Origin of the sequence: Marinobacter sp. MMG032 (genome assembly GCF_040112695.1) — a bacterium.
GTDB classification, from domain to species: Bacteria; Pseudomonadota; Gammaproteobacteria; order Pseudomonadales; family Oleiphilaceae; genus Marinobacter; species Marinobacter salsuginis.
Window position 1 is genome coordinate 2431592 of sequence record NZ_CP157802.1, and the last position, 20883, is coordinate 2452474.

18 protein-coding genes are annotated in these 20883 nt (G+C 58.8%); 9 read left to right on the plus strand and 9 right to left on the minus strand.

Features of this window, described 5'->3' with window-relative positions; genetic code table 11:
* Positions 1-5 precede the first annotated feature (5 nt).
* Complete coding sequence (locus ABNF92_RS11185) at positions 6-875, minus strand: PfkB family carbohydrate kinase (protein ID WP_349342167.1); 870 nt, start codon at positions 873-875, stop codon at positions 6-8.
* Between the two features lie 212 nt (positions 876-1087).
* On the opposite strand from ABNF92_RS11185, the gene ABNF92_RS11190 reads away from it, so the two are divergent.
* Positions 1088-2614 carry an NAD(P)/FAD-dependent oxidoreductase gene (locus ABNF92_RS11190; RefSeq protein WP_349342168.1) on the plus strand — a complete coding sequence of 509 codons (1527 nt, stop codon included), beginning with the start codon at positions 1088-1090 and terminating at the stop codon, positions 2612-2614.
* A gap of 26 nt (positions 2615-2640) precedes the next feature.
* Here the strand turns inward: ABNF92_RS11190 and ABNF92_RS11195 are convergent, their stop codons facing one another.
* A complete protein-coding gene (locus ABNF92_RS11195; protein ID WP_291904776.1) occupies positions 2641-3708 on the minus strand; it encodes a transporter substrate-binding domain-containing protein in 1068 nt (355 codons plus the stop codon).
* 51 nt (positions 3709-3759) lie between these two features.
* Positions 3760-5136 carry a membrane-bound lytic murein transglycosylase MltF gene (gene mltF, locus ABNF92_RS11200; RefSeq protein ID WP_349342169.1) on the minus strand — a complete coding sequence of 459 codons (1377 nt, stop codon included), beginning with the start codon at positions 5134-5136 and terminating at the stop codon, positions 3760-3762.
* A gap of 185 nt (positions 5137-5321) precedes the next feature.
* On the opposite strand from mltF, the gene ABNF92_RS11205 reads away from it, so the two are divergent.
* Positions 5322-5777 carry a DUF302 domain-containing protein gene (locus tag ABNF92_RS11205; RefSeq protein WP_291904773.1) on the plus strand — a complete coding sequence of 152 codons (456 nt, stop codon included), beginning with the start codon at positions 5322-5324 and terminating at the stop codon, positions 5775-5777.
* Between the two features lie 37 nt (positions 5778-5814).
* Here ABNF92_RS11205 and ABNF92_RS11210 read toward each other — a convergent pair whose 3' ends face one another.
* The gene (locus ABNF92_RS11210) at positions 5815-6630 is read right to left on the minus strand and encodes a TlpA disulfide reductase family protein (RefSeq protein WP_291904772.1); all 816 of its coding nucleotides are present in this window, start codon (positions 6628-6630) and stop codon (positions 5815-5817) included.
* A 332-nt stretch (positions 6631-6962) separates the two neighbouring features.
* Between ABNF92_RS11210 and ABNF92_RS11215 the strand changes: the two genes are divergently transcribed.
* Entirely contained in the window at positions 6963-8285 is a 1323-nt protein-coding gene (locus ABNF92_RS11215; RefSeq protein ID WP_291904771.1) for a DEAD/DEAH box helicase, read from the plus strand.
* A 149-nt stretch (positions 8286-8434) separates the two neighbouring features.
* Here the strand turns inward: ABNF92_RS11215 and ABNF92_RS11220 are convergent, their stop codons facing one another.
* A complete protein-coding gene (locus ABNF92_RS11220) occupies positions 8435-9157 on the minus strand; it encodes an OmpW family outer membrane protein (protein ID WP_209399439.1) in 723 nt (240 codons plus the stop codon).
* A 167-nt stretch (positions 9158-9324) separates the two neighbouring features.
* Positions 9325-9795, minus strand: coding sequence for a helix-turn-helix domain-containing protein (locus tag ABNF92_RS11225; RefSeq protein ID WP_153634124.1), 471 nt, complete (start codon positions 9793-9795; stop codon positions 9325-9327).
* Positions 9796-9884: 89 nt separating this feature from the next.
* Between ABNF92_RS11225 and ABNF92_RS11230 the strand changes: the two genes are divergently transcribed.
* Both ABNF92_RS11230 and bamE read left to right on the plus strand, forming a co-directional pair.
* Positions 9885-10997, plus strand: coding sequence for an NADH:flavin oxidoreductase (locus ABNF92_RS11230; RefSeq protein WP_136629928.1), 1113 nt, complete (start codon positions 9885-9887; stop codon positions 10995-10997).
* Positions 10998-11151: 154 nt separating this feature from the next.
* Positions 11152-11457 carry an outer membrane protein assembly factor BamE gene (gene bamE, locus ABNF92_RS11235; RefSeq protein ID WP_349342170.1) on the plus strand — a complete coding sequence of 102 codons (306 nt, stop codon included), beginning with the start codon at positions 11152-11154 and terminating at the stop codon, positions 11455-11457.
* A 29-nt stretch (positions 11458-11486) separates the two neighbouring features.
* Here bamE and pntB read toward each other — a convergent pair whose 3' ends face one another.
* From pntB to ABNF92_RS11250, 3 genes are all read right to left on the minus strand, one after another.
* Positions 11487-12878 carry a Re/Si-specific NAD(P)(+) transhydrogenase subunit beta gene (pntB, locus tag ABNF92_RS11240; protein ID WP_153634122.1) on the minus strand — a complete coding sequence of 464 codons (1392 nt, stop codon included), beginning with the start codon at positions 12876-12878 and terminating at the stop codon, positions 11487-11489.
* Positions 12879-12890: 12 nt separating this feature from the next.
* Entirely contained in the window at positions 12891-14468 is a 1578-nt protein-coding gene (locus ABNF92_RS11245) for a Re/Si-specific NAD(P)(+) transhydrogenase subunit alpha (RefSeq protein WP_349342171.1), read from the minus strand.
* A gap of 104 nt (positions 14469-14572) precedes the next feature.
* The gene (locus tag ABNF92_RS11250) at positions 14573-15205 is read right to left on the minus strand and encodes a TetR family transcriptional regulator (RefSeq protein WP_349342172.1); all 633 of its coding nucleotides are present in this window, start codon (positions 15203-15205) and stop codon (positions 14573-14575) included.
* Positions 15206-15694: 489 nt separating this feature from the next.
* Here ABNF92_RS11250 and ABNF92_RS11255 point away from each other — a divergent pair, with 489 nt between their 5' ends.
* The 4 genes from ABNF92_RS11255 (at position 15695) to ABNF92_RS11270 (ending at position 20867) form a co-directional block, all read left to right on the plus strand.
* Positions 15695-17278, plus strand: a complete 1584-nt coding sequence (locus ABNF92_RS11255; RefSeq protein ID WP_349342173.1) for an NAD(P)/FAD-dependent oxidoreductase — start codon at positions 15695-15697, stop codon at positions 17276-17278.
* Between the two features lie 115 nt (positions 17279-17393).
* The gene (locus ABNF92_RS11260) at positions 17394-18452 is read left to right on the plus strand and encodes a putative zinc-binding peptidase (protein ID WP_349342174.1); all 1059 of its coding nucleotides are present in this window, start codon (positions 17394-17396) and stop codon (positions 18450-18452) included.
* A gap of 14 nt (positions 18453-18466) precedes the next feature.
* Complete coding sequence (locus ABNF92_RS11265) at positions 18467-19927, plus strand: circularly permuted type 2 ATP-grasp protein (RefSeq protein ID WP_349342175.1); 1461 nt, start codon at positions 18467-18469, stop codon at positions 19925-19927.
* A gap of 1 nt (position 19928) precedes the next feature.
* A complete protein-coding gene (locus ABNF92_RS11270; protein WP_209399446.1) occupies positions 19929-20867 on the plus strand; it encodes an alpha-E domain-containing protein in 939 nt (312 codons plus the stop codon).
* Positions 20868-20883: the final 16 nt, after the last annotated feature.

The following is a 20883-nucleotide window of genomic DNA, read 5'->3' on the forward strand; positions in this document are numbered from 1 at the left end:
GGGTTTCAGGCCAGCCGCTGCGGGTTCAGGTCCGGAGAGGCCAGTTCCCGCGAGGTGACACACAGCGCCCCGGCAATGGCCCCGGCTCTCAGGCAGTCGGTCAGGTCTGCACCCTGCAGGTAGCGGTGGAGGAAGCCGCTGAAAAAGGCATCGCCGGCCCCGTTGGTATCGACCAACCCGGAGACTGACACCACCGGCTGCTCCAGCCATTGGCCCTCGCCGGTCAGCAGCGTCGCCCCCTCCGATCCGTGGGTGCACACCACGAACTCCTTACCCCGAGCTATCAACCCTTCCATGGTGGTGCGGTAGTCCTGAAGATTGTCGCTGGACAGGAAGATGGCCCGCGCGGCGTCGATAAAGGGTTCGTGGTAGGAATTGTGGCCGTCGTAGTCGTGCAGGTCGGTCCAGATGGGCGTGCCTGAAGCCTTCAGCCACGGCAGGGCAGAGCGGGTGTAACCGAGGATGTTTACCACCGCCACGGCGCACTCTGCCAGTGCCTGTTGCGCCTGGTTCCAGTCCACCTGTTCCGGCTCCGGGGGCGGCTGGATGAACAGGGAAATACGTTTGCCGTCCGCGGACATCAGGTTCACATGCTGTTCGGTCGGGGCGTCGGTCTGTTCCGTCAGAAGCCGGATCCCGGGGTGGCCGAGTGCGACCTGAATCTGCTGGCCTTCCGGATCTCCGCCCAGCAATGTATGAAAGACGACGGTTTGCCCAAGAGCAGCCAGGTTCAGGCTTTTGCCGGCACCGGTGCTGCCCAGGGCCCGGTAGCTTTCCCTGGGCCAGATGGTCTGTGGCTCCGGCGTTGGCAGTGCCGGGAGGTGAATGATGGTATCCAGCGATGCGCCGCCGAGAATAAGGATCGGTTTTGTCATGGTGGTCTTGTCCGCAATCCGGTAGGAATTGCCATTGTAGGCGGGGTTTCAATTCTGCAGATCCTCCCTCCGACTACGCCCCCGGCGGACGACTGGCTGAAACAACCAGGGGCGGGGACCGCTTTGGCCAATTCCCGGGCCGCCAGGCCTGCGCTATCTTGATGACAGACCATTGATTATAAAAAGCGGACTGGAATCCGAGAGGGCAGGCAATGAGCAACCAGCATTTCGATGTACTGATCATCGGCGCCGGTGTTTCCGGCATTGGCATGGCGTGTCACCTGAAGCGCGAGTGCCCAGGGAAATCATTTGCCATCCTCGAGCGCCGGCAAGCCCTGGGGGGCACCTGGGACCTTTTCCGCTATCCGGGTATCCGGTCGGATTCCGACATGTTCACCTTCGGCTACAACTTCCGTCCCTGGACCGGCGGCAAGGTGCTGGCGGATGGTGCGTCGATCAAGAATTATGTGTCGGAGACCGCCAGGGAACACGACGTGGAGCGCCACATTCGTTTCGGGCTGGCGGTCAAGACGGCAGACTGGTCGGGCGTGGACAAATGCTGGAAGCTCACGGCCCTGAACGAAACAACCGGTGAAACCGAGCACTACACTGCCAACTTCATGGTCGGGTGCACCGGTTACTACAATTATGATCAGGGCTACAAACCGGACTTTCCGGGCGAAGGTGATTTCCGCGGCCAGATCGTGCATCCCCAGCACTGGCCCGAAGATCTCGACTACACGGGCAAGAAGGTGGTGGTTATCGGCAGCGGCGCAACCGCGATTACCCTGGTGCCGACCATGGCGGAGAGGGCCGCCCACGTGACCATGCTCCAGCGTTCACCCACTTATCTGATGCCTCTGCCGTCGACCGACAAGGTCACTCTGGCCTTGCAAAAGGTCCTGCCCGAGAAGACCGCCTACCGGCTGACCCGGGCCAGGAATATTTCTATTTCGCGTTTTCTCTACCAGCGTTCCAGAAAGAGCCCGCAGTTCATGCGACGGCTGTTCCTGGGCATCATCAAACGCAAGGTTGGCGACACCGCCGACATGCGGCACTTCACGCCGGATTACAATCCCTGGGACCAACGCCTGTGTGTGGTGAAAGACGGGGACCTTTTCCAGGCCATGAAAACCGGCAAGGCCTCCATCGCCACTGATCATATTGATCGCTTTACGGAAACCGGCATACGCCTGAAGTCCGGCGAGGAACTGGCGGCGGATATCATCATTCCGGCCACCGGCCTGGATATCCAGATGCTGGGCGGAATCCGACCGACCGTGGATGGCCGGGAAGTGGTGATGAAAGACAAGATCATCTACAAGAACGTGATGGTAGAGGGCGTGCCCAATGCCGGCATGATCTTCGGCTATACCAACATCTCCTGGACACTGAAAGTGGATATTGCCGCAGAGTACCTGTGCCGGTTGATGAACCTCATGGACAAGCGAGGGTATCGCACCGTGGTGGCCCGTGATACCGAGAACAGCCGGGGCGAGGATACCGTCCTGGGCTCTCTCAATTCCGGCTACATCCATCGCGCTGCGGATCGCCTGCCCCGACAGGGTACCCATGGGCCCTGGAAATCGTCCCAGAATTACCTGGAGGATGTGAAAATCTTGAGATTCGAGCCGATCGAAGATGGCTATCTGGAATTCGATGGCAAGCGGACCCATGCGAGTCACAAGGAATCCGGTGGTTTCCTTCGGCCTCTGCGCTCGGCCCTGTTCGGGGCCTGAGCACGGAAGCCGTTCAGGCTCTTAAGTCATTCCCTGCCAAGGTACGCGGCTTGAATGGCAACCCATTCCTCGGATTCGGTCACTCGCAGTATCTCCTGGGAAACCGGTGCCCGAATTGGACTGCCCTCGGGCAAGGCCAATGCATAAAGCTGCTCTGCAAATACCCCCGGCAGGATAGTCAGCCGCTTCTCGCCCAGTTGCTGGTTGCGGTACTGCATCAGCGGCCGGTCGTAAACGATGGCATCGCTCTCGCCGTCGGCAACCGAGGTCATGGCAGCAGTGAGGTTGGGGTAGGTTTGATAGCGAATGCGCTCTTCTTCCAGATAGCGCTGGCTGGCAGTCTGGCCAATGGTGGCGACAATTTTTCCTGGCAGGTCCCCAACGCCCTCGATACCGGTGCGCAGGTTGCTGACGGTCAGAGAGGAGGTGATGGCCGCCGTGAAGCTGGCGACCATGATCAAACCGGCAAACATCCACACCAGGGCAATCAACCGGCCCGGGAAAGTAACTGGAGCCTTGTCTCCGTAACCGACGGTGGTCATGGTGACAGCCGCCCACCAGAAGCTTGAACCGATCCCTTCGGCCGCAGAGCCCCCGAACTGTTCCGGATTTCGACGTCGCTCAACCAGCCAGAGCAGGAAGCCGACGGCCAGGAGCAGAGCGCCGAGAGCCAGTACCACGCTTACGAACTGCCAACTGACCATGGCTCGCAGGCTACCGAGGAGGCTCTGCTCCGGCACCGGCGGAACTGCTATGGATAGACCGGTCTGATAGAAAGGGTGGCTGAAATCAAACCGGCCTTCGCGGTCTGCGGTCATGGTAAGGGCGCCGACGGCCACATCAATCTCGCCGTTTTCGGTGGCGTTCAACAGTTCGTTGAAGCTCATCGGTACCCATTTGAACTCCCGGTCAATCCCGGCTGCCACTTCCTGCCAGAGGTCAACGCTGATGCCTTCCCAGCGTCCGTCACCGTTCTTCATTGCAAAGGGCGGCACCTCGGTAATTCCGACCCTCAGAGGGGAGGTCTGGGCATGGACCTGGACTGAGATCGCCAGTGTGAGCAAAAAAAAACAAGTGAAAATCCTGTTTACCATAGCTTGTTGCGGCCCGTTTCGGGGCCGCGCTCCCTTTTAATTATCAACAGGTTATTCGAAGGCGGAACGAATCACGTCCCGGTAGTTACGGATTCGCTGCACATAATGCACTGGCTCGTAGCCCCGGGCGTATCCGTAGCGGGTGCTTGGGTAGTATCGTTTGTCCGCCTTGAGGGGTAACACCTCGGTCATGTCCTGCCAGGAGTCCGGATTCTTGTTCAGGGTCCTGGCGAGCGCGCGGGCATCCAGCAGATGTCCACGTCCGATATTGTAGCTGGCCAGGGCCAGGAACGTGCGGTCCGGCTCCGGAATGGTTTCCGGCAGGCGGCGGTGTCTGTCAGCCAGATAGCGTGCACCGCCATCAATGGCCGCCTCAGGGTCCAGCCGGTTGGTCACGCCCAGTGATTCGGCAGTGCGCTGGGTCAGCATCATGATACCCCGGACGCCAGTAGGCGATTTCGCGGCGGGATCCCAGTGAGATTCCTGGTAAGCCAAAGCGGCAAGCAGGTCGGCTGGCATGCCGGTTTTGGCTTCCGCTTCCCGGAATTGATCAATGAACTCCGGCAGCCGATCCTCAATTCGCCGGTTCAGCGCGCGCAGATCGACAAAATCGAAATCACCAATGTAGGAATAGTATCGGTTCTCCATCAGTCCGATGGCTTCATCGCCATCGACGCTGTTCATCCATTCATGGGCATCGTCTCCCAGCGCCTGCTGGTTCCTGGGCAGGTACCAGCCCAGGTTCCGACCGTCCGTCAGCGTCATGGCGACTTCCAGGTGCGGGAAATGCCGGCGCATCACCTGAACGATGTTGGAATCGGCCACGGTGCAGCCCACCTCCTGCTCGGCAACGTCCGAGAGAATCACCTCTGTGGTGCGGTCTGCATCCTCTTCGAATTCGATGCCGGGGTGTTGCTCGTTGAGCGTGTTCAGGGTTTCGACATAGCTGGAACCGGCAGTCACGACGATATCGGTGCCGGGGATGTCCTCGGGTTTGCGGGGCATGGGTCGCGAATCGCGATGGCAGACCAGTTGTTCGGTAATCTCGGTGTGGGCCGGTCCACGGGCAAAGCGTTCATCCCGTGAGGCCAGGTGAGTCAGGCCCGCTGCCGCCAGATGGGTGCTGCCGGACTCAAGCGCATCGAGAACCTGGCTGGTGGACTCCAGCATGGTCCATTCCACCTCCCATCCACGTTGCTCGGCATAGGCGCTGATCAGCGCGTGCTCGGGGCCGACGGGGTTTTCATGCCGATCCAGGTAATAAGTCGTGGAGCCGTTGCGGGTGGCGACTTTGAGAATGCCGGTTTCCGATGGCGGTTTGAGCTCTGCTGTCGGCTGAGTTGTCGTCTGTTGGCTATTGTTTTCACTGCAGCCGGCGAACAGCAGCGGCAAAATCAGAATACCGGGTGCGAACTTCCGTCGGGACATAGCAAACCTTTTTTGGTATTTTGGGATAATGTCTGCGTATCAACACGTATCTCCCTATCATAGTACTCGCAATCTGCGCTTTCGGATTCCTCAATTCAGATCTGCTCGTCTTCTAACCCTCCTGAAAGCGCATTGCTGACTTGTGTTCTATGCTGAAATCCTCTGCAAAATCTCCGGAGGACACCATGCGCTGTATGTTCAGACTTGCCCTGATGACTTCAACTCTGCTGTTCGCAATGCACGCACAGGCGGCAGACGGGTTAGTCGCGGTCAAAAGCAGCCACGACGTCAAAGCCACGGCGGACAAGCTCGAGTCGGTGCTGAAGGAAAAAGGCATGACGGTCATGGCCCGGGTTAACCATCAGCAGGGCGCTGAAAAAGCCGGGTTGGAACTTCGTCCGACCGAAGTGGTTATTTTCGGCAACCCCAAAGTCGGCACTCCGCTGATGCAGTGCGCCCAGAGTGTCGCCATTGACCTGCCCCAGAAAGCGCTGATCTGGGCGGATGCCAATGGCGAGGTTTGGCTGGGGTACAACAATCCCGAGTACTTGAAAAACCGTCATAGCATTGAAGGGTGCGATGAGGTGCTCGACAAAGTGAGCGTTGCACTGGGGAATTTTGCCAAAGCGGCCACCCAGTAGATAAACCTCAGGCTGCCATCGGGAAATCGAGTCAGGATCATTCTTCCGGTTTGCGGATCTTCTCCAGGCCCCGGGCCAGAGTCGCCCGTGACAGTTCGCCCATGTGGGAATCGATTAATTGGCCCTCGGCATTGTAGAAAAGCGTGGTTGGTAAGCCACTGCTCCCCACGGCCCGGGCCAGTTGGGCCTGGTCGTCCCGATAGAGGTTGTTCAGGTTCAGGCGGTTTTCTTCCAGAAACGAACGGATGGTTTCCGGCTGTTCCCGCTGGTTGGCAAACACAAATGCGATATCCGGATAGATCTGCTGGGCCTCCTCCAGCACCGGCATTTCCCGGATGCAGGGTGGGCACCAGGTGGCCCAGAGGTTCACTACCAGGGGTTGGCCCGGAGCCAACTGGGACATGTTGATCGCTTCGCCATTGAGCGATCGTAGGGTAACGTCCGGCATGCCTCGGGCCTGTTGTTCGATCAGCGTGATCGTTCCTGCTGTGCCGGCCCAGAACAGGAAGCCAGTTAATGCAGCCGTGGCCAGTGGCCTGCGTTGTTCTTTCCTGCGCCACATCAAAAAACCGGTGAAGACGAGGGCGCCGATGACACCCCAGAGCACATCAAAACCGCCGTCCCGGATATCAATGATGCCCAGCAGGTCGTTCTGGTAATGCTCGAAGTAGCTGATCACGAAACCGATCCGGGCGCTGAGCATCGCTACCACAAAGATATCGGCCACCGATCCGGCCACCGGTACCCGGTACTTGCGGCCGAGTACCCCTCCAACCAGCAGAGCCAGGCCGAAGGCGATAACCAGGAGCAGGTGGCCGATGGACAGGCTCAAGGGACCGATGCTGACGCTCATTCCTGTTACTACCTTATAGAGATTCGTATCGGGTTATGGTGATCAGAACACTCTGACTTTGGGAAGTGCGCCAGGTTCCTTCGGATGCTTATTATAATCACCTATGGCTAATTGGCCGGGCCTCTGTTACTGTGCCTGCGTCCTGCCTCTAGGGATTCCGCAGTTTAAGGCTTTAAGCCCGTGCGACCTTTCCATACGACCTGTCAGAGGACGTCACCCCGATAACGGCGCGTGACCGTAGTCGTCTTTCATTCCATGAATATTCATGGCATCTGCCCGCATTCGCCGAGAACGGTGGTCGTGGAGGCAGAATAATCAAGAGTTGATCTTATATGAGTTTTTCTTCACTCGGTTTGTCCGAGCAGCTGGTTCGTGCCACGTCTGACCAGGGTTATGACACCCCGTCTCCTATCCAGGCCCAGGCCATTCCCGCCGTACTTTCTGGCCGGGACGTGATGGCTGCTGCCCAGACCGGCACCGGCAAAACCGCCGGCTTTACCTTGCCCCTGCTGCAGCGTCTGGGTGAAAATCCGCGCACCGGCAAAGGTCCCCGCGCCCTGATCCTGACGCCCACCCGTGAACTGGCGGCGCAGGTTCATGACAGCGTGAATCTTTACAGCAAATACATTCCCACCAAGGCTGCCGTGGTCTTCGGGGGTGTGAAAATTAATCCGCAGATGATGAAGCTGCGCAAGGGCCTGGACGTGCTGGTGGCAACACCTGGCCGTCTGATGGACCTGTATCAGCAGAACGCGGTGCGCTTCAACGAAGTGGAAATCCTGGTGCTGGACGAAGCCGACCGCATGCTGGACATGGGCTTTATCCGCGACATTCGCAAAATTCTTGCGCTGCTGCCGGCCAAGCGCCAGAACCTGTTGTTCTCTGCCACCTTCTCCAACGACATTCGCAAGCTTGCCGAAGGCTTGCTGGATAACCCGGTGCAGGTAGAGGTTGCCGCTCGCAATACCACGGCCGAAAAAGTGAAGCAGTCTGTCTACCCGGTAGACCAGAGCCAGAAAACCGCGCTGCTGAGCAAACTGGTGCGGGACAACAGCTGGGATCAGGTGCTGGTGTTTACCCGCACCAAGCATGGCGCCAACCGCCTGACCCAGAAACTGGAAAAGGACGGCATCACCGCTGCCGCCATTCACGGCAACAAGTCACAGGGTGCCCGTACTCGCGCGCTGGCGGACTTCAAGGCCGGTGAAGTGCGTGTGCTGGTGGCCACGGACATCGCCGCCCGCGGCCTGGACATTAAACAGCTGCCCCAGGTGGTGAACTTTGAGCTGCCGAACGTGCCGGAAGACTATGTGCACCGTATCGGCCGAACCGGTCGTGCCGGCGAGAGCGGTCACGCCCTGTCCCTGGTCAGCGCCGACGAAGGCAAATTGTTGGCGGGTATCGAGAAGCTGATCAAGAAGCAACTGCCGCGTAAGGAAGTCGAAGGCTTTGAGCCGAAAAACAACCTGCCGCTCAAGCCCAAGGCAAAGGCCGATCCCAGCCGCGCCCGTAACCGGAATGGTAACGGCGGTGGCAATGCTCGGCCCGGCGGAAAGCCGAAGAGCTTCGGCGCCAAACCAGGTGGTCGTAGCGGTGGCCGTAGCCAGAATGGCGGTGGTCAGCGAAGTCGTCCTGCCCAGCGCCAGAGTGCCTGACGGGCTGATAAGCAGTGACTAAAGACGGAGCTTCGGCTCCGTTTTTCTGTTTTCAGACGGGCAAAAAAAGGCGGGGCCGGAGAAGCCCCGCATAGGAAAACGCACCTCCGCCAGCCAACAGACCGTGGCGACTGGCGGAGGCACGGGGATCAGAACTTGTAGGAAACGCCTACCATGTAAACCCAGGGGTCGATATCCACATCAATGGTGCTGGTATCAGCAACGGCATTGCCTGCATAAGCGTTGATGGTGGCTTCGGTGTCGATGTCGATCCACCAGACCGCTGCGTTGATACCCACGTTTTCGGTGATCATGTAATCAAGACCAATCTCGGCGGCCAGACCAAAGCTGTCATCCAGTTCGATGTCGGTGCCATTGATACCCGGGTTTCCTGCCACCGCATCATAGGTGGTGGTCAGCGTCTGGGTGGTCTTCTCTTCAAAGAAGTTGGTGTAGTTTACGCCGGCACCAACGTAGGGCTGGAATTTGCTACCACTGGGCATCGGGAAGTACTGCAGCGTGATGGTGGGCGGCAGGTGCTTGGTTTCTGCCAGCTTGCCAGTGCCACCCAGAGCTGCGCCGTCACCCTTGATGTCGTGCTTGAACGGAGTCGCCGCCAGCACGCCAACACCGATCTGGTCAGTCAGCATGTAGGTTGCAGTCAGGCCCAACTGGCTGTTGGAATCGACGCTCACTTTGGCGCCATCAATTTCGCCGAGAGCGTTGGAGTTCAAGTTGCTGCTGGAGGAATCCGGATCAACCGTTGCCACACCAACGCGACCAATAAAATCACCGGCTTCGTACGCCTGAACAGCCGGAGCTGCCGCCATCACTGCTGCAGCCAGAACACCAAGTTTGAATGTACGGGACATATCCATCTCCTTAACCTGAATCGTTGATGACTGCAGATTAATGACATCGGGAAATGGAAACTTGATTTAGCGCAAGAATGCCCGGGCAGTTGCACGGGGTTGATCGGCGGATTGATTCAACTCAAAAAAACAGACGGTGGTGCTTTGACTGCGGATATTGCGGATGGTCAGGCCGAGTGCTTTTTCCCTGCTGGCAAGCTCTCTTCCGGGACAAACACATCCCGAATGGAAAGGGCCTGGCCGTCGGCGTCCTGAACTTCCACTGTGTGAATCGGTCGACCGGTGGCGCGGTCGCGCAGGTCGAGGGGGGGCTCGTCTGGAGCCGGATTCCATTTATCCCCCCACTGACGAAGGGCAATAACCACCGGAAAGAGGTCCCGGCCCTTTTCGGTCAGGCGGTATTCGAAACGTGATCCATGCTCGCCCACGTCAACTTTGCGCAACACGTCATTGTCCACCAGCCGTGCCAGACGATCGCACAGGATATTCTTGGCAATGCCCAGCTCCTGCTGAAAATCGACGAAGCGCCGGGTGCCATACATCGCGTGCAGCACAATGAGGAGGGACCACCAGTCACCCACTTCATTGAGGGCGCGGGCGACGGAACAGCTGGAATCATCAAAACGTTTTCTGGCCATGTCCGGAGTGTACCGAATAGGGTTGCATTTTAAAACCAGATTCAATAGGGTTGCTTTACGAAACCAAATTAGTGAGGTTGCACATTACCATGAGCATGAATCTTGGACCGCTATTCGAACCGTTTGAACTCCACAACCTCAAACTGCGCAATCGTGTGGCCATGGCGCCCATGACCCGCAACTTCTCGCCGGATGGTGTTCCGGGGGAAAACGTGGTGGCCTATTACCGTCGTCGGGCCGAGGCGGGTGTTGGCCTGATCATCACAGAAGGCACAACCGTGAATCACCCGGCTGCCAATGGCTATCCGAACGTACCGGCGTTCCATGGATCTGAGGCCCTCGAAGGCTGGAAGAACGTGGTAGACGCGGTACACGAGGCGGGTGGTGCGATTTTCCCGCAGCTGTGGCACGTGGGCGCGGTCAGAAAGGAAGGAACACCACCGGATCCGTCGGTTCCGGGCTACAGCCCCTCCGGTCTGTTTGCCCCGGGCAAGCCCAACGGCAAGGCCATGACCAAAGAAGACATTGAAGACGTGATCACCGCGTTTGCCGACGCAGCCCAGGATGCCAAAGCCCTCGGTTTTGACGGCGTGGAGATACATGGCGCCCATGGTTACCTGCTGGACCAGTTCCTGTGGGAGGGCACCAACCAGCGCGATGACGAGTACGGCGGCAGCCTGGAAAATCGCCTGCGCTTTGTGGTCGAGATTGTGGAAGCAGTGCGTCACCGGGTAGGCCCCGACTTCCCGATCATGCTGCGCTTCTCCCAGTGGAAGCAGCAAGATTACGAAGCCAAACTGGTTCATAGCCCCGAGGAACTCGAGCGGTTCCTGAAGCCTCTGGTGGAAGCCGGTGTGGACATTTTCCACGCATCCACCCGCCGTTTCTGGGAGCCGGAATTCGAGGGCTCGGATCTGAACCTCGCTGGTTGGACCCAGAAGCTTTCGGGCAAGCCCACCATGTCGGTAGGCAGTGTCGGGCTGACTGAGGATTTCATCAGCGGCACTTTTGCCAGCAAGCAGGAAGCGGTTGAGAAGGCCGGTATCGATGAACTGGTGGAGCGGATGAACAACCACGAGTTTGAGCTGATCGCCGTTGGTCGGGCACTTCTGCAAGACCCTGAATGGTTGATCAAGGTTAAAGAAGGCCGCCTGAACGAAGTGGAATCCTTCGCCAAGAAGTCTCTCGCCAAGCTGTATTGATTATCCCCTTCGATCGGACGATCGACACTTGCCGCAGTGCCTTCGGGGCTGCGGCTTTTTTTATCCGATGAACCTGTCGTCTTCGTAATCGCGTCTGCTCAGAGACACGTTATGATGGATGAAATTCACCCGAATATGAGGGATCAGTATGTCGATGATTAGTTCGATTAGAGCGCTGTCTGTGGCACTTGTGATGGCTGCCATGGTGGGCTGTGCGACCGTTGGCAAAGACTTTGCCACCCACAATGTCGACCAGATCCAGATTGGTGAAACCACGCGATCCGATATCCAGGAGATGTTTGGCGAGCCGTGGCGTACCGGTATCGAAGATGGCAAACGCACCTGGACCTATGGCAAGTACAAGTGGTCTGCCTTCGGTGATGCCGAAACCACCGACCTGGTCGTTCGGTTCAACCAGGACGGCACTGTCTCGTCTTACGTTTACAACACGACTGAGTAATCACCGAGGTAAACAGGCGCGGGGCTGGTTCAGCCCCGCAGACCTGACACCAGCTTGTCGATACTTTCCTTGGCATCGCCGAAGAGCATGCGGGCGTTATCCTTGAAGAAGAGCGGGTTCTCCACCCCGGAATAACCGGTGGCCATGCCTCGCTTGAGAATAACCACCTGATGAGCCTTCCAGACCTCCAGCACCGGCATGCCGGCAATCGGGCTGCCCGGATCCTCGGCGGCGGCCGGGTTCACCGTGTCGTTGGCACCAATCACCAGTACTACGTCGGTATCCGGGAAATCCTCGTTGATCTCGTCCATCTCCAGCACGATGTCATAGGGCACATGGGCTTCTGCCAGGAGAACGTTCATGTGCCCGGGCAGGCGACCGGCGACCGGGTGGATGCCGAAACGCACGTTCACACCCTTGTCCCGCAGGATCTTGGTCATTTCGCTGACGCCGTTTTGGGCCTGGGCCACCGCCATGCCGTAACCGGGCACGATGATCACCGACTGGGCGTTGCGCAGCTCTTCACAGACGTCGTCGACACTGGATTCGTGCACCGTCTGGTCGGCATCGGCGGCCGCCGAACTGCTGCTGGTCTGGCCGAAGCCACCAAGAATCACGCTGATGAACGAGCGGTTCATGGCCTTGCACATGATGTAGCTGAGAATGGCACCACTGCTGCCCACCAGGGCGCCGGTAACAATCAGCAGATCATTACCCAGCATGAAGCCGATGGAGGCCGCGGCCCAACCGGAATAGCTGTTGAGCATGGAGACCACTACCGGCATATCGGCACCGCCGATCGCCATGATCAGATGAATACCGAGGACGGACGCAATGGCTGTCATCAGAACGAGCGCCACGATGCCCAGGGCCATGCTGTCGGTACCGAGGAACCAGGCGCCCAGAAACACGCAGACAATAACGGCCACCAGGTTCATCATATGCCGGCCGGGTAGGGTCAGGGCCTTGCTGTCGATGCGACCATCGAGCTTGCCACAGGCAACCAGGGAGCCGGTGAAAGTCACCGCGCCAATGAAGATGCCAACGTAGACTTCCACCAGTTTGATGGTGTGCTCGGCACCGGAGGTGGCAATCAACGGCTCGATGTAGCCGGAAAAGCCGACAAACACGGCAGCCGCGCCCACGAAGCTGTGCAGCAGGGCCACCAGTTGTGGCATCTGGGTCATTTCCACCTTGTTGGCGATGGCAATGCCAATGCCCGCACCCAGCAACACGGCAATCACGATCGAAACGATACCGCCGTCAACACTGGCCAGGGTTGCGCCCACGGCGATGATAATGCCGGCGACCCCGTAAAGATTGCCGCGCCGCGCGGATTCCTGGTGGCTGAGACCACCCAGGCTGAGAATGAAACAAATGCTTGCGACCACGTAGGCCACGCTCACCAGTCCTGTGCTCATATCGGGCGCCTCCTACTTGCGGAACATTTTGAGCATGCGATGGGTGACCCGGAAGCCGCCCCCCACGTTGATGCTGGCGATCAGCACCGCGACAAACGCCATGATGCCGACGGCAATGTTCTCCGCCTGGGCCAGGTGCAGAATGGCGCCGATAACGATGATGCCACTGATCGCATTGGTGACGCTCATAAGCGGCGTATGCAGGGAAGGCGTAACGTTCCAGATCACCTGCCAACCGATGAAGCAGGAAAGAACAAACACCGTAAAGTGTTGGAGGAAGCTCTCCGGTGCGTGAGCGCCAACGCCGTAGAGGGCGAGGGCCGTTACAGCCAGAAGAACGGTTTTGCCAATCAGGCTCTTGCGATCGGCGTGTTTCTTGGCCGCTGCCTTGTCAGCGGCCGAGGGTTCCTCGGTGCCAGGTGCGGGCTTGGGGCTGACCGGTGATTCCGGTTTTGGTGGCGGCCAGGTGATGTCCTTCTCGTGCACCACCGTCAGGCCGCGGATAACTTCGTCATCCATGTTCACCACGGGTTTGCCGTCTTTCTCGGGGGTCAGCTCGGTAAGCAGGTGCACCAGGTTGGTGGCGTAGAGTTCACTGGCCACCTTGGCCATGCGGCTGGGCAGGTCGGTGTAACCGATCAGGGTGACGCCATGGTGGTGGGCCACTTTGCCGGGCTCGGTGAGCTCGCAGTTGCCGCCGCGCTCGGACGCCAGGTCCACGATGACACTGCCAGGCTTCATGGATTTCACCATCTCGGCGGTGATCAGCTTTGGCGCCGGCTTACCGGGAATCAGGGCGGTGGTGATGATGATGTCCACTTCTTTCGCCTGCTCGGCGAACAGCGCCATCTCCGCCTTGATGAACTCGTCGCTCATCTGCTTGGCGTAGCCGCCACTGCCGCTGCCGTCCTCGTCCTCAAAGTCCAGAACCAGGAATTCCGCCCCCATGCTCTCGACCTGTTCCTTGACCTCCAGGCGCGTGTCGAAAGCCCGGACAATGGCGCCCATGCTGTTGGCGGCGCCGATCGCTGCGAGGCCTGCAACCCCGGCACCGATCACCATGATTTTCGCCGGAGGTACTTTTCCTGCGGCGGTGACCTGGCCGGTAAAGAATCGCCCGAAGTGGTTGGCCGCCTCAATCACCGCCCGATAGCCCGCAATGTTGGCCATGGCACTGAGAGCGTCCATTTTCTGGGCGCGGCTGATCCGGGGCAGGCTGTCGATGGCGAAAGAAGTGATCTTTCTCGCGGCGAGCTGTTCCAGCAGTTCCGGGTTTTGCGCCGGCCAGATGTAGCTAACCAGAAACGCCCCTTCTTTCATCAGATCCGCTTCGTGCTTGCCCAGTGCCGGATTCTCCATGGGCGCGCGAACCTTCAGGATAAAGTCTGCCTCTTTCCAGAGAGAGCTGGTATCCGTTGCGATGGCTGCGTCGACTTTCTCATAGGCAGCATCGGAGTAGTTCGCGGCTTCGCCGGCGCCGGTTTCAACGATCACCTCGTAGCCGAGCCCGATTAACTTGTGAACAGAAGGTGGCGTCGCGGCTACTCGCCGCTCGTCCTCAAAGATTTCCTTGGGGATACCGATTTTCATTATTGGTGTGCCTCCGGATTTCCCGATCAATCACTTGTTCTGGTTATCTACATACTAGTGCAGGTTGCCAGATCTGCCCGGAAAGCGGAGTTATCGGAGGTTTTTCAGCTTTGTTTCAGGGCGAGGCTTTCGACTTCTGTCTGCGACAGGTGATCAAGCATCGCCCCGCGGAACTGCCGGTTGATGAAGCGCTCGGTTTCGGTCTGGATGGCTTCCCGCTGGGCGGGTTTCTCGATGTAATCCATGGCCCGGAAAAGGATGTAGCGGATCGTCATGCGGGAGATCTCATGAATGGTCTCGGGTGGCACGGCGCTCACCAGTTGCCGCTCGATAATATCCTCGGCCATTTCCCGGGCGCTGGCTTCGAGCTGTGATTCCAGGGCACGGCGAAGTATCGGGGAAGGGCCGTGGAGTTCCCGGACAGCCACCGTAGTTGCCGCCGGATTGGCGAGAAAGTAGTGGTAAACGAACGCCACGGTATCCCGCGATGCCTGTTCGGAAGAATCCGCCATCTGCCGCAAATCCCGGACCCCGGCTTTCATCTCCTCGGCGATATACCCAAGCACCTGTAGCCCAAACTCGTCCAGGCTCTTGAAGTGCCGGTAAAAGGTATTCGGATTCAGCCCCGCCTCCCGGGCAAGTTCCCGCAGTCCCAGCGACGTCAGGCTCCGGGTTTCGGTAATCAGTCTCAGTGCAGCCTGAATGAGTTTGAGTTTTCCGCCGGTTAATCCGTTCATCTTTCCCTCTTGGTGGGGTGCAAGAGCGGCTGTCGGGGCCACCTTCACAGACACGCTGCAAGTACGTCCCTGTACGCTTGTTTCCGGCCATCCATGGCCTCCAACAGTCTGTGAAGGTGGCCCCGACACCCGCTCCCGAACATTGGAATAGGTCTGCCAGATGCCAAACCAATGTCTAAGGGCGGGCTCGCATGAGTATGACGGTCGTTTGTGGGAAGGGCTTCCAAAACTGTCTCTCGCCAAGGATGGCGAGAGCCAAGCGTCACAGGGATGTGCCGCCAGGAGCGTGTTTTGGAAGCCCTTCCCACAAACGGCCAGCCCCCAAAACCAGAGCCCGCCGAACAGGCCAAGCATCAGTCAACGTAGGCCATTCCTTGTTTAGCCGGTATACGGCTGTCTACCCACCTGTGTATACATGTGTCTACCGGCCATGATGAACCGCCGGACAACAACAGACAAGGCCAGGCAGGCCAACGCAGGAGTGCAGCAATGACACAGAACACACAGATCGCCATCATCGGCACCGGCTTCTCCGGCCTGGGCATGGCAATCAAACTCAAGGAAGCCGGCTACAACGACTTCGTGATCCTGGAACAGAGTGACGACATTGGCGGCACCTGGCACCAGAACCACTATCCGGGGTGTGCCTGTGACGTGCAGTCTGCACTCTACTCCTTTTCCTTCGAACAGAACCCCAACTGGAGCCGGATGTATGCCCAGCAGCACGAGATCAAGGCCTATCTGAAGCACTGTGCCGAAAAATATGGCCTGATGAAGCACATCCGCCTGAACACCCATGTGGCCGGGGCGCGATTTGACGAAAACCGGCAGCGATGGACCCTTGAGACTAGTGATGCGCCTGCGCTGTGGTCGAATATGCAGGACAAGGGTATGAAGCCTGGAGACCGGTTGGATCGCACCGATAAAAGCCTGCCCGAATTCAGCACGTTGAAGGCGGATATCCTTGTTTCCGGGATGGGGGGATTGAGTACACCAGCTTATCCGGAGATCAAGGGAATCGAGTCCTTCACCGGCAAGCGCTTTCATTCCCAGGACTGGGACCACGACTACGATCTGCGCGGCAAGCGGGTGGCGGTGATCGGCACCGGGGCTTCTGCCATTCAGTTTGTGCCGGAAGTGGCGAAGCAGGCGGCACGGGTGGACCTGTACCAGCGCACGCCGCCCTGGATCATGCCCAAACCCGATCGGGCCATCCGGCCGCTGGAGAAACGACTGTTCCGGGCGTTCCCGCAAACACTCAATGCCTTCCGCCAGAGTATCTACTGGTCGCTTGAGGCGCGGGTGCTGGGCTTTGTGGGCAATCCGCGGATTCTAAAGCTGGGTGAGCTGCAGGCCCGCCGGCATATCCGTAGCCAGATTCCGGACAAGGCACTGCGCAGGAAGGTCACCCCGGATTTCCATTTCGGCTGCAAGCGGGTGCTGATTTCCAACAACTACTATCCGGCGCTGGCACAGGACCATGTGGATGTGGTGACCGAGGGTATCCGTGAGGTGCAGGGCAACACCGTGATCGACGGTCAGGGCAATGAGCGGCAGGTGGATTGCATCATCTACGGAACCGGTTTCCGGGCCCAGGATCCGATCCCTGCGGGCATGATCTTTGGCCGCAATGGCCAGGACCTGCTGGATGCCTGGAAAGACGGCGCCGAGGCTTACAAAGGCACCACCGTCAGTGGCTTCCCGAATTTCTTCATGCTGATGGGACCGAACACCGGTCTGGGCCACAGCTCCATGGTGTATATGATCGAGAGTCAGATCCAGTACGTGCTGGATGCCCTCCAACAGATGCGCCGGCAGCAGTGGACCAGCATCGACGTGAAACCGGATGCCCAGAGCCGTTACAACGCCTCTGTTCATGCCAGGCTGGGCGACTCCGTGTGGCAAACCGGTTGCAAGAGCTGGTACGTGAATGAAAACGGTAAGAACACCACACTGTGGCCGGGCTTTACGTGGCAGTTCCGGAACCAGACGCGGCGCTTCGACTCAGAGCAATACCTGTGTAAAGGCGCGAGTGACAGCGTTTCCGGAACTGAGACTGCCATGGCTGTCTAGCGTCGGATTTTCGGGGGCATCCGGTCGGGTTTCGTGGTAGTTAAGTTGCGTTTTGGCCCGAATGGCCAATACTTGAAGCAATGGTCTTGCCGGTATCGGCCAAGGATGTCCCCCGATGAAGCTGTTTCACTGCGGCCGATGCGCCAACCTGCTGTATTTCGAAAACTGTCGTTGTACCAGTTGCGGGTCTGGCCTCGGCTTTGCACCCGATGTCATGGACTTGCTGGCTATCGAGCCAAAAGATGATGGCACCTGGGCGGCAGTCGCCCGGGGCGATCTTTACCGGCTCTGTGGCAACTACCAGAGCCAGGGCACCTGCAACTGGCTGATCCCTCAAACCGACCCTCACGCTTTCTGCGTTGCCTGTCGCCTCAATCGCACTATTCCCGATCTCAGTGTCCCCAAAAATCAGGATCTCTGGCGCCGTCTTGAGAAGGAAAAACGGCGCCTGGTGTATTCCGTGTTGCGTCTCAAGCTGCCCTGCGAACCCAGGAACGAAGATCAGTACGGCATGGCATTCGATTTTCTGGCCGACCAGCCGGCGATGTTTGACGAGCGGTCGAAGGTAAAAACCGGCCATGCCAATGGCGTGATCACTGTGAACATTGCCGAGGCGGACCCGGTGGAACGGGAACGGATGCGCAGCCAGATGGCTGAACCCTATCGCACCGTTTTGGGGCATTTCCGCCACGAATCCGGCCATTACTACTGGGATCTTCTGGTCCGGTCCGGGCCATGGCTCGGACCGGTCCGGGAGATGTTTGGCGATGACACCAGAGACTATAAACAGGCGATGGACCAGCATTACCAGTACGGCCCGCCGGGTGACTGGCAGAGCTGGTACATCAGCGCCTACGCCAGCAGCCATGCCTGGGAAGACTGGGCCGAGACCTGGGCACACTACCTGCATATGGTGGACACATTGGAAACGGCCTGGCAGTTCGGCCTGCGACTGCATGCCGAACAGAGCCCGACGCGCAGTGAACTTGATCCTGCTTTTGATCCTTATCAGGCAGACGACTTCGATGCGCTGATCAAACACTGGTTACCCCTGACTCTCGCGCTCAACAGCCTGAACCGAAGCATGGGACACGAGGACGCCTACCCCTTCGTGCTTGCGGCTCCGGTGGTGGAGAAGCTCCGTCTGGTACACGGAATAGCTCACGGTGGTTAATGAAAGGACCCCAAATGAAAAAGAACAAATCGATAGACTGGAAAAACTACGATCCCAACGACTTCTTCGATGAGCTGATTGCCGCCAAGGGCAAGCCACGGCCGGCGGCCACGGCGATTACCGACTACCTGGGCAATCTCGGTTCAGAGGAAATCCAGGCACGCCAGCAAGCGGCCGAGCTGGCGATACTGGAGATGGGCATCAGCTTCACCATCTACAGTGAGGGCGAGAATATCGACCGGGCCTGGCCGTTCGACATCATTCCCCGGGTAATCTCCCTCCGTGAGTGGGAAACCATCGAGCAGGGCCTGGCTCAGCGCCTGACAGCCCTCAACATGTTCATCAACGACATCTACAACGACCAGAACATCGTCAAGGACAAGGTCATCCCCAAGTACGTGTTCGCCAACTCCAAGAATTTCCGCGAGCAGTGTCGCGGGTTTACGCCGCCCCTGGGAGTATGGGCGCACATCTGCGGATCGGATCTGGTGCGTGACAAGGACGGCAAGGTGTATGTTCTGGAGGACAACCTGCGGGTGCCCTCAGGTGTGTCCTACATGCTGGAGAACCGTCAGCTCACCAAGCGGGTGTTCCCGGAGCTGTTCGACAACACCAGCATCCTGCCGGTGGATGACTACACCAATCAGCTGTTCGACATGCTGGCCTCAATCTCGCCCCGGCCCCAGGATCACCCGAAGATTGCGGTACTCACGCCGGGTATTTTCAACTCCGCCTATTTCGAGCATTCCTTCCTGGCCCAGCGTATGGGCGCCGAACTGGTGGAGGGAGCCGACCTGGTGGTGGGTGAGGACGATTGTGTCTACATGCGCACGGTCGAGGGACTGGAGCGTGTCGATGTTATCTATCGCCGAATTGATGACGACTTCCTCGACCCCGAGGTGTTCCGTTCCGATTCCACCCTGGGTGTACCTGGGCTTATGCGGGCCTGGCGCAATGGCAAGGTTGGCCTCGCCAATGCACCGGGTGCCGGCGTGGCCGACGACAAGGTGATCTATGCCTTCGTGCCGGACATGATCCGTTACTACCTGGATGAGGAACCGATCATCCCGAACGTGCCCACCTATATGTGTGTGAACAAACAGGACCAGGAGTATGTTCTTGAGCATCTTGACGAGCTGGTGGTGAAGCCGGCGAACGAGTCCGGGGGCTATGGCATGCTGGTGGGGCCGCATTCCACCAAGAAGCAGCGCACCGAGTTCGCGCGGTTGATCAAGAAGAACCCGCGCAATTACATCGCGCAGCCTACGCTGAACCTGTCGGTGGCGCCCACCTTGTGCGACGAGGGCCTGGCGCCCCGGCACCTGGATCTTCGGCCCTTCGTGCTGCAAGGCGTCAGAACCTACGTTACGGCTGGCGGGCTCACGCGGGTGGCGATGCGAAAAGGCTCCCTGGTGGTGAATTCGTCGCAGGGCGGTGGAAGCAAGGATACCTGGATCGTGGACGAGGAGAATTGATGTGCTGTCACGTGTAGCGGAACGACTGTACTGGATGGCCAGATACCTTGAACGGGCTGAGAACAACGCCCGGATGATCATGGCTTTCAATTCCCTGGCGCTGGATATGCCCCGGGAGACCCAGCTGTCCTGGAAGGGGCTGGTGGCGGTGACGGGCATGGGCGCGTTGTTTGACCAGCACCACCAGAAGGCCGATGAGCGCAACTGTGTGAAGTTTTTGATGGCCGACAGCTACAACCCGAGCTCCATCGCCTCCTGCATCAAGGCTGCGCGGGAGAATGTGCGTACCACCCGGGACCAGGTGCCGACTGACGCCTGGGAAGTCATCAATGAACTTTACCGTTACATCCAGGAGCACATCGACCAGGGGGTGGGGAAACGGGCGAGGTACGAATTTCTCAACGAGATCGTCGGTCGCTGCCAGATGCTCAACGGTTTGCTGGCCGGTTGTATGAGTCATGACGAGGGCTACGACTTCATCCGGGTGGGTCGCAACCTTGAGCGGGCAGACATGGCCACCCGTCAGATTGAAGTGGGCGCCCTGCAGTTCCTCGATGGCTGGGACGGCACGGAAACCTATGGCGGGCTGCTGTGGACCAGCGTTCTGCGCTACCAGAGTGCCTTCCAGATGTACCGCCATAACGTGCGGCGCAAGGTCAGCGGGCCCCTGGTTATTCGCTTCCTGCTGCAGAATGAACCGTTCCCGAGGTCTGTGCTGCATAGTCTCAGTGAGGTCGCCGGTGCCCTGGACCGCCTGCCGAGGAACGAGATTCCGCTGCGCACGGCGCTGCAGGCGGTCCGTCACACCCGTGAAGGCGACGTGGATGCGTTGATCCGAAAGGAGGACGTGATCCTGTTCCTGGAGAACCTGCAGTTGGAGATCGGTGAGCTTCACGACGACATTGCAGAGACCTGGTTTCCTGTCTACGAGACAGCCTGAAACTCCCAACACTATT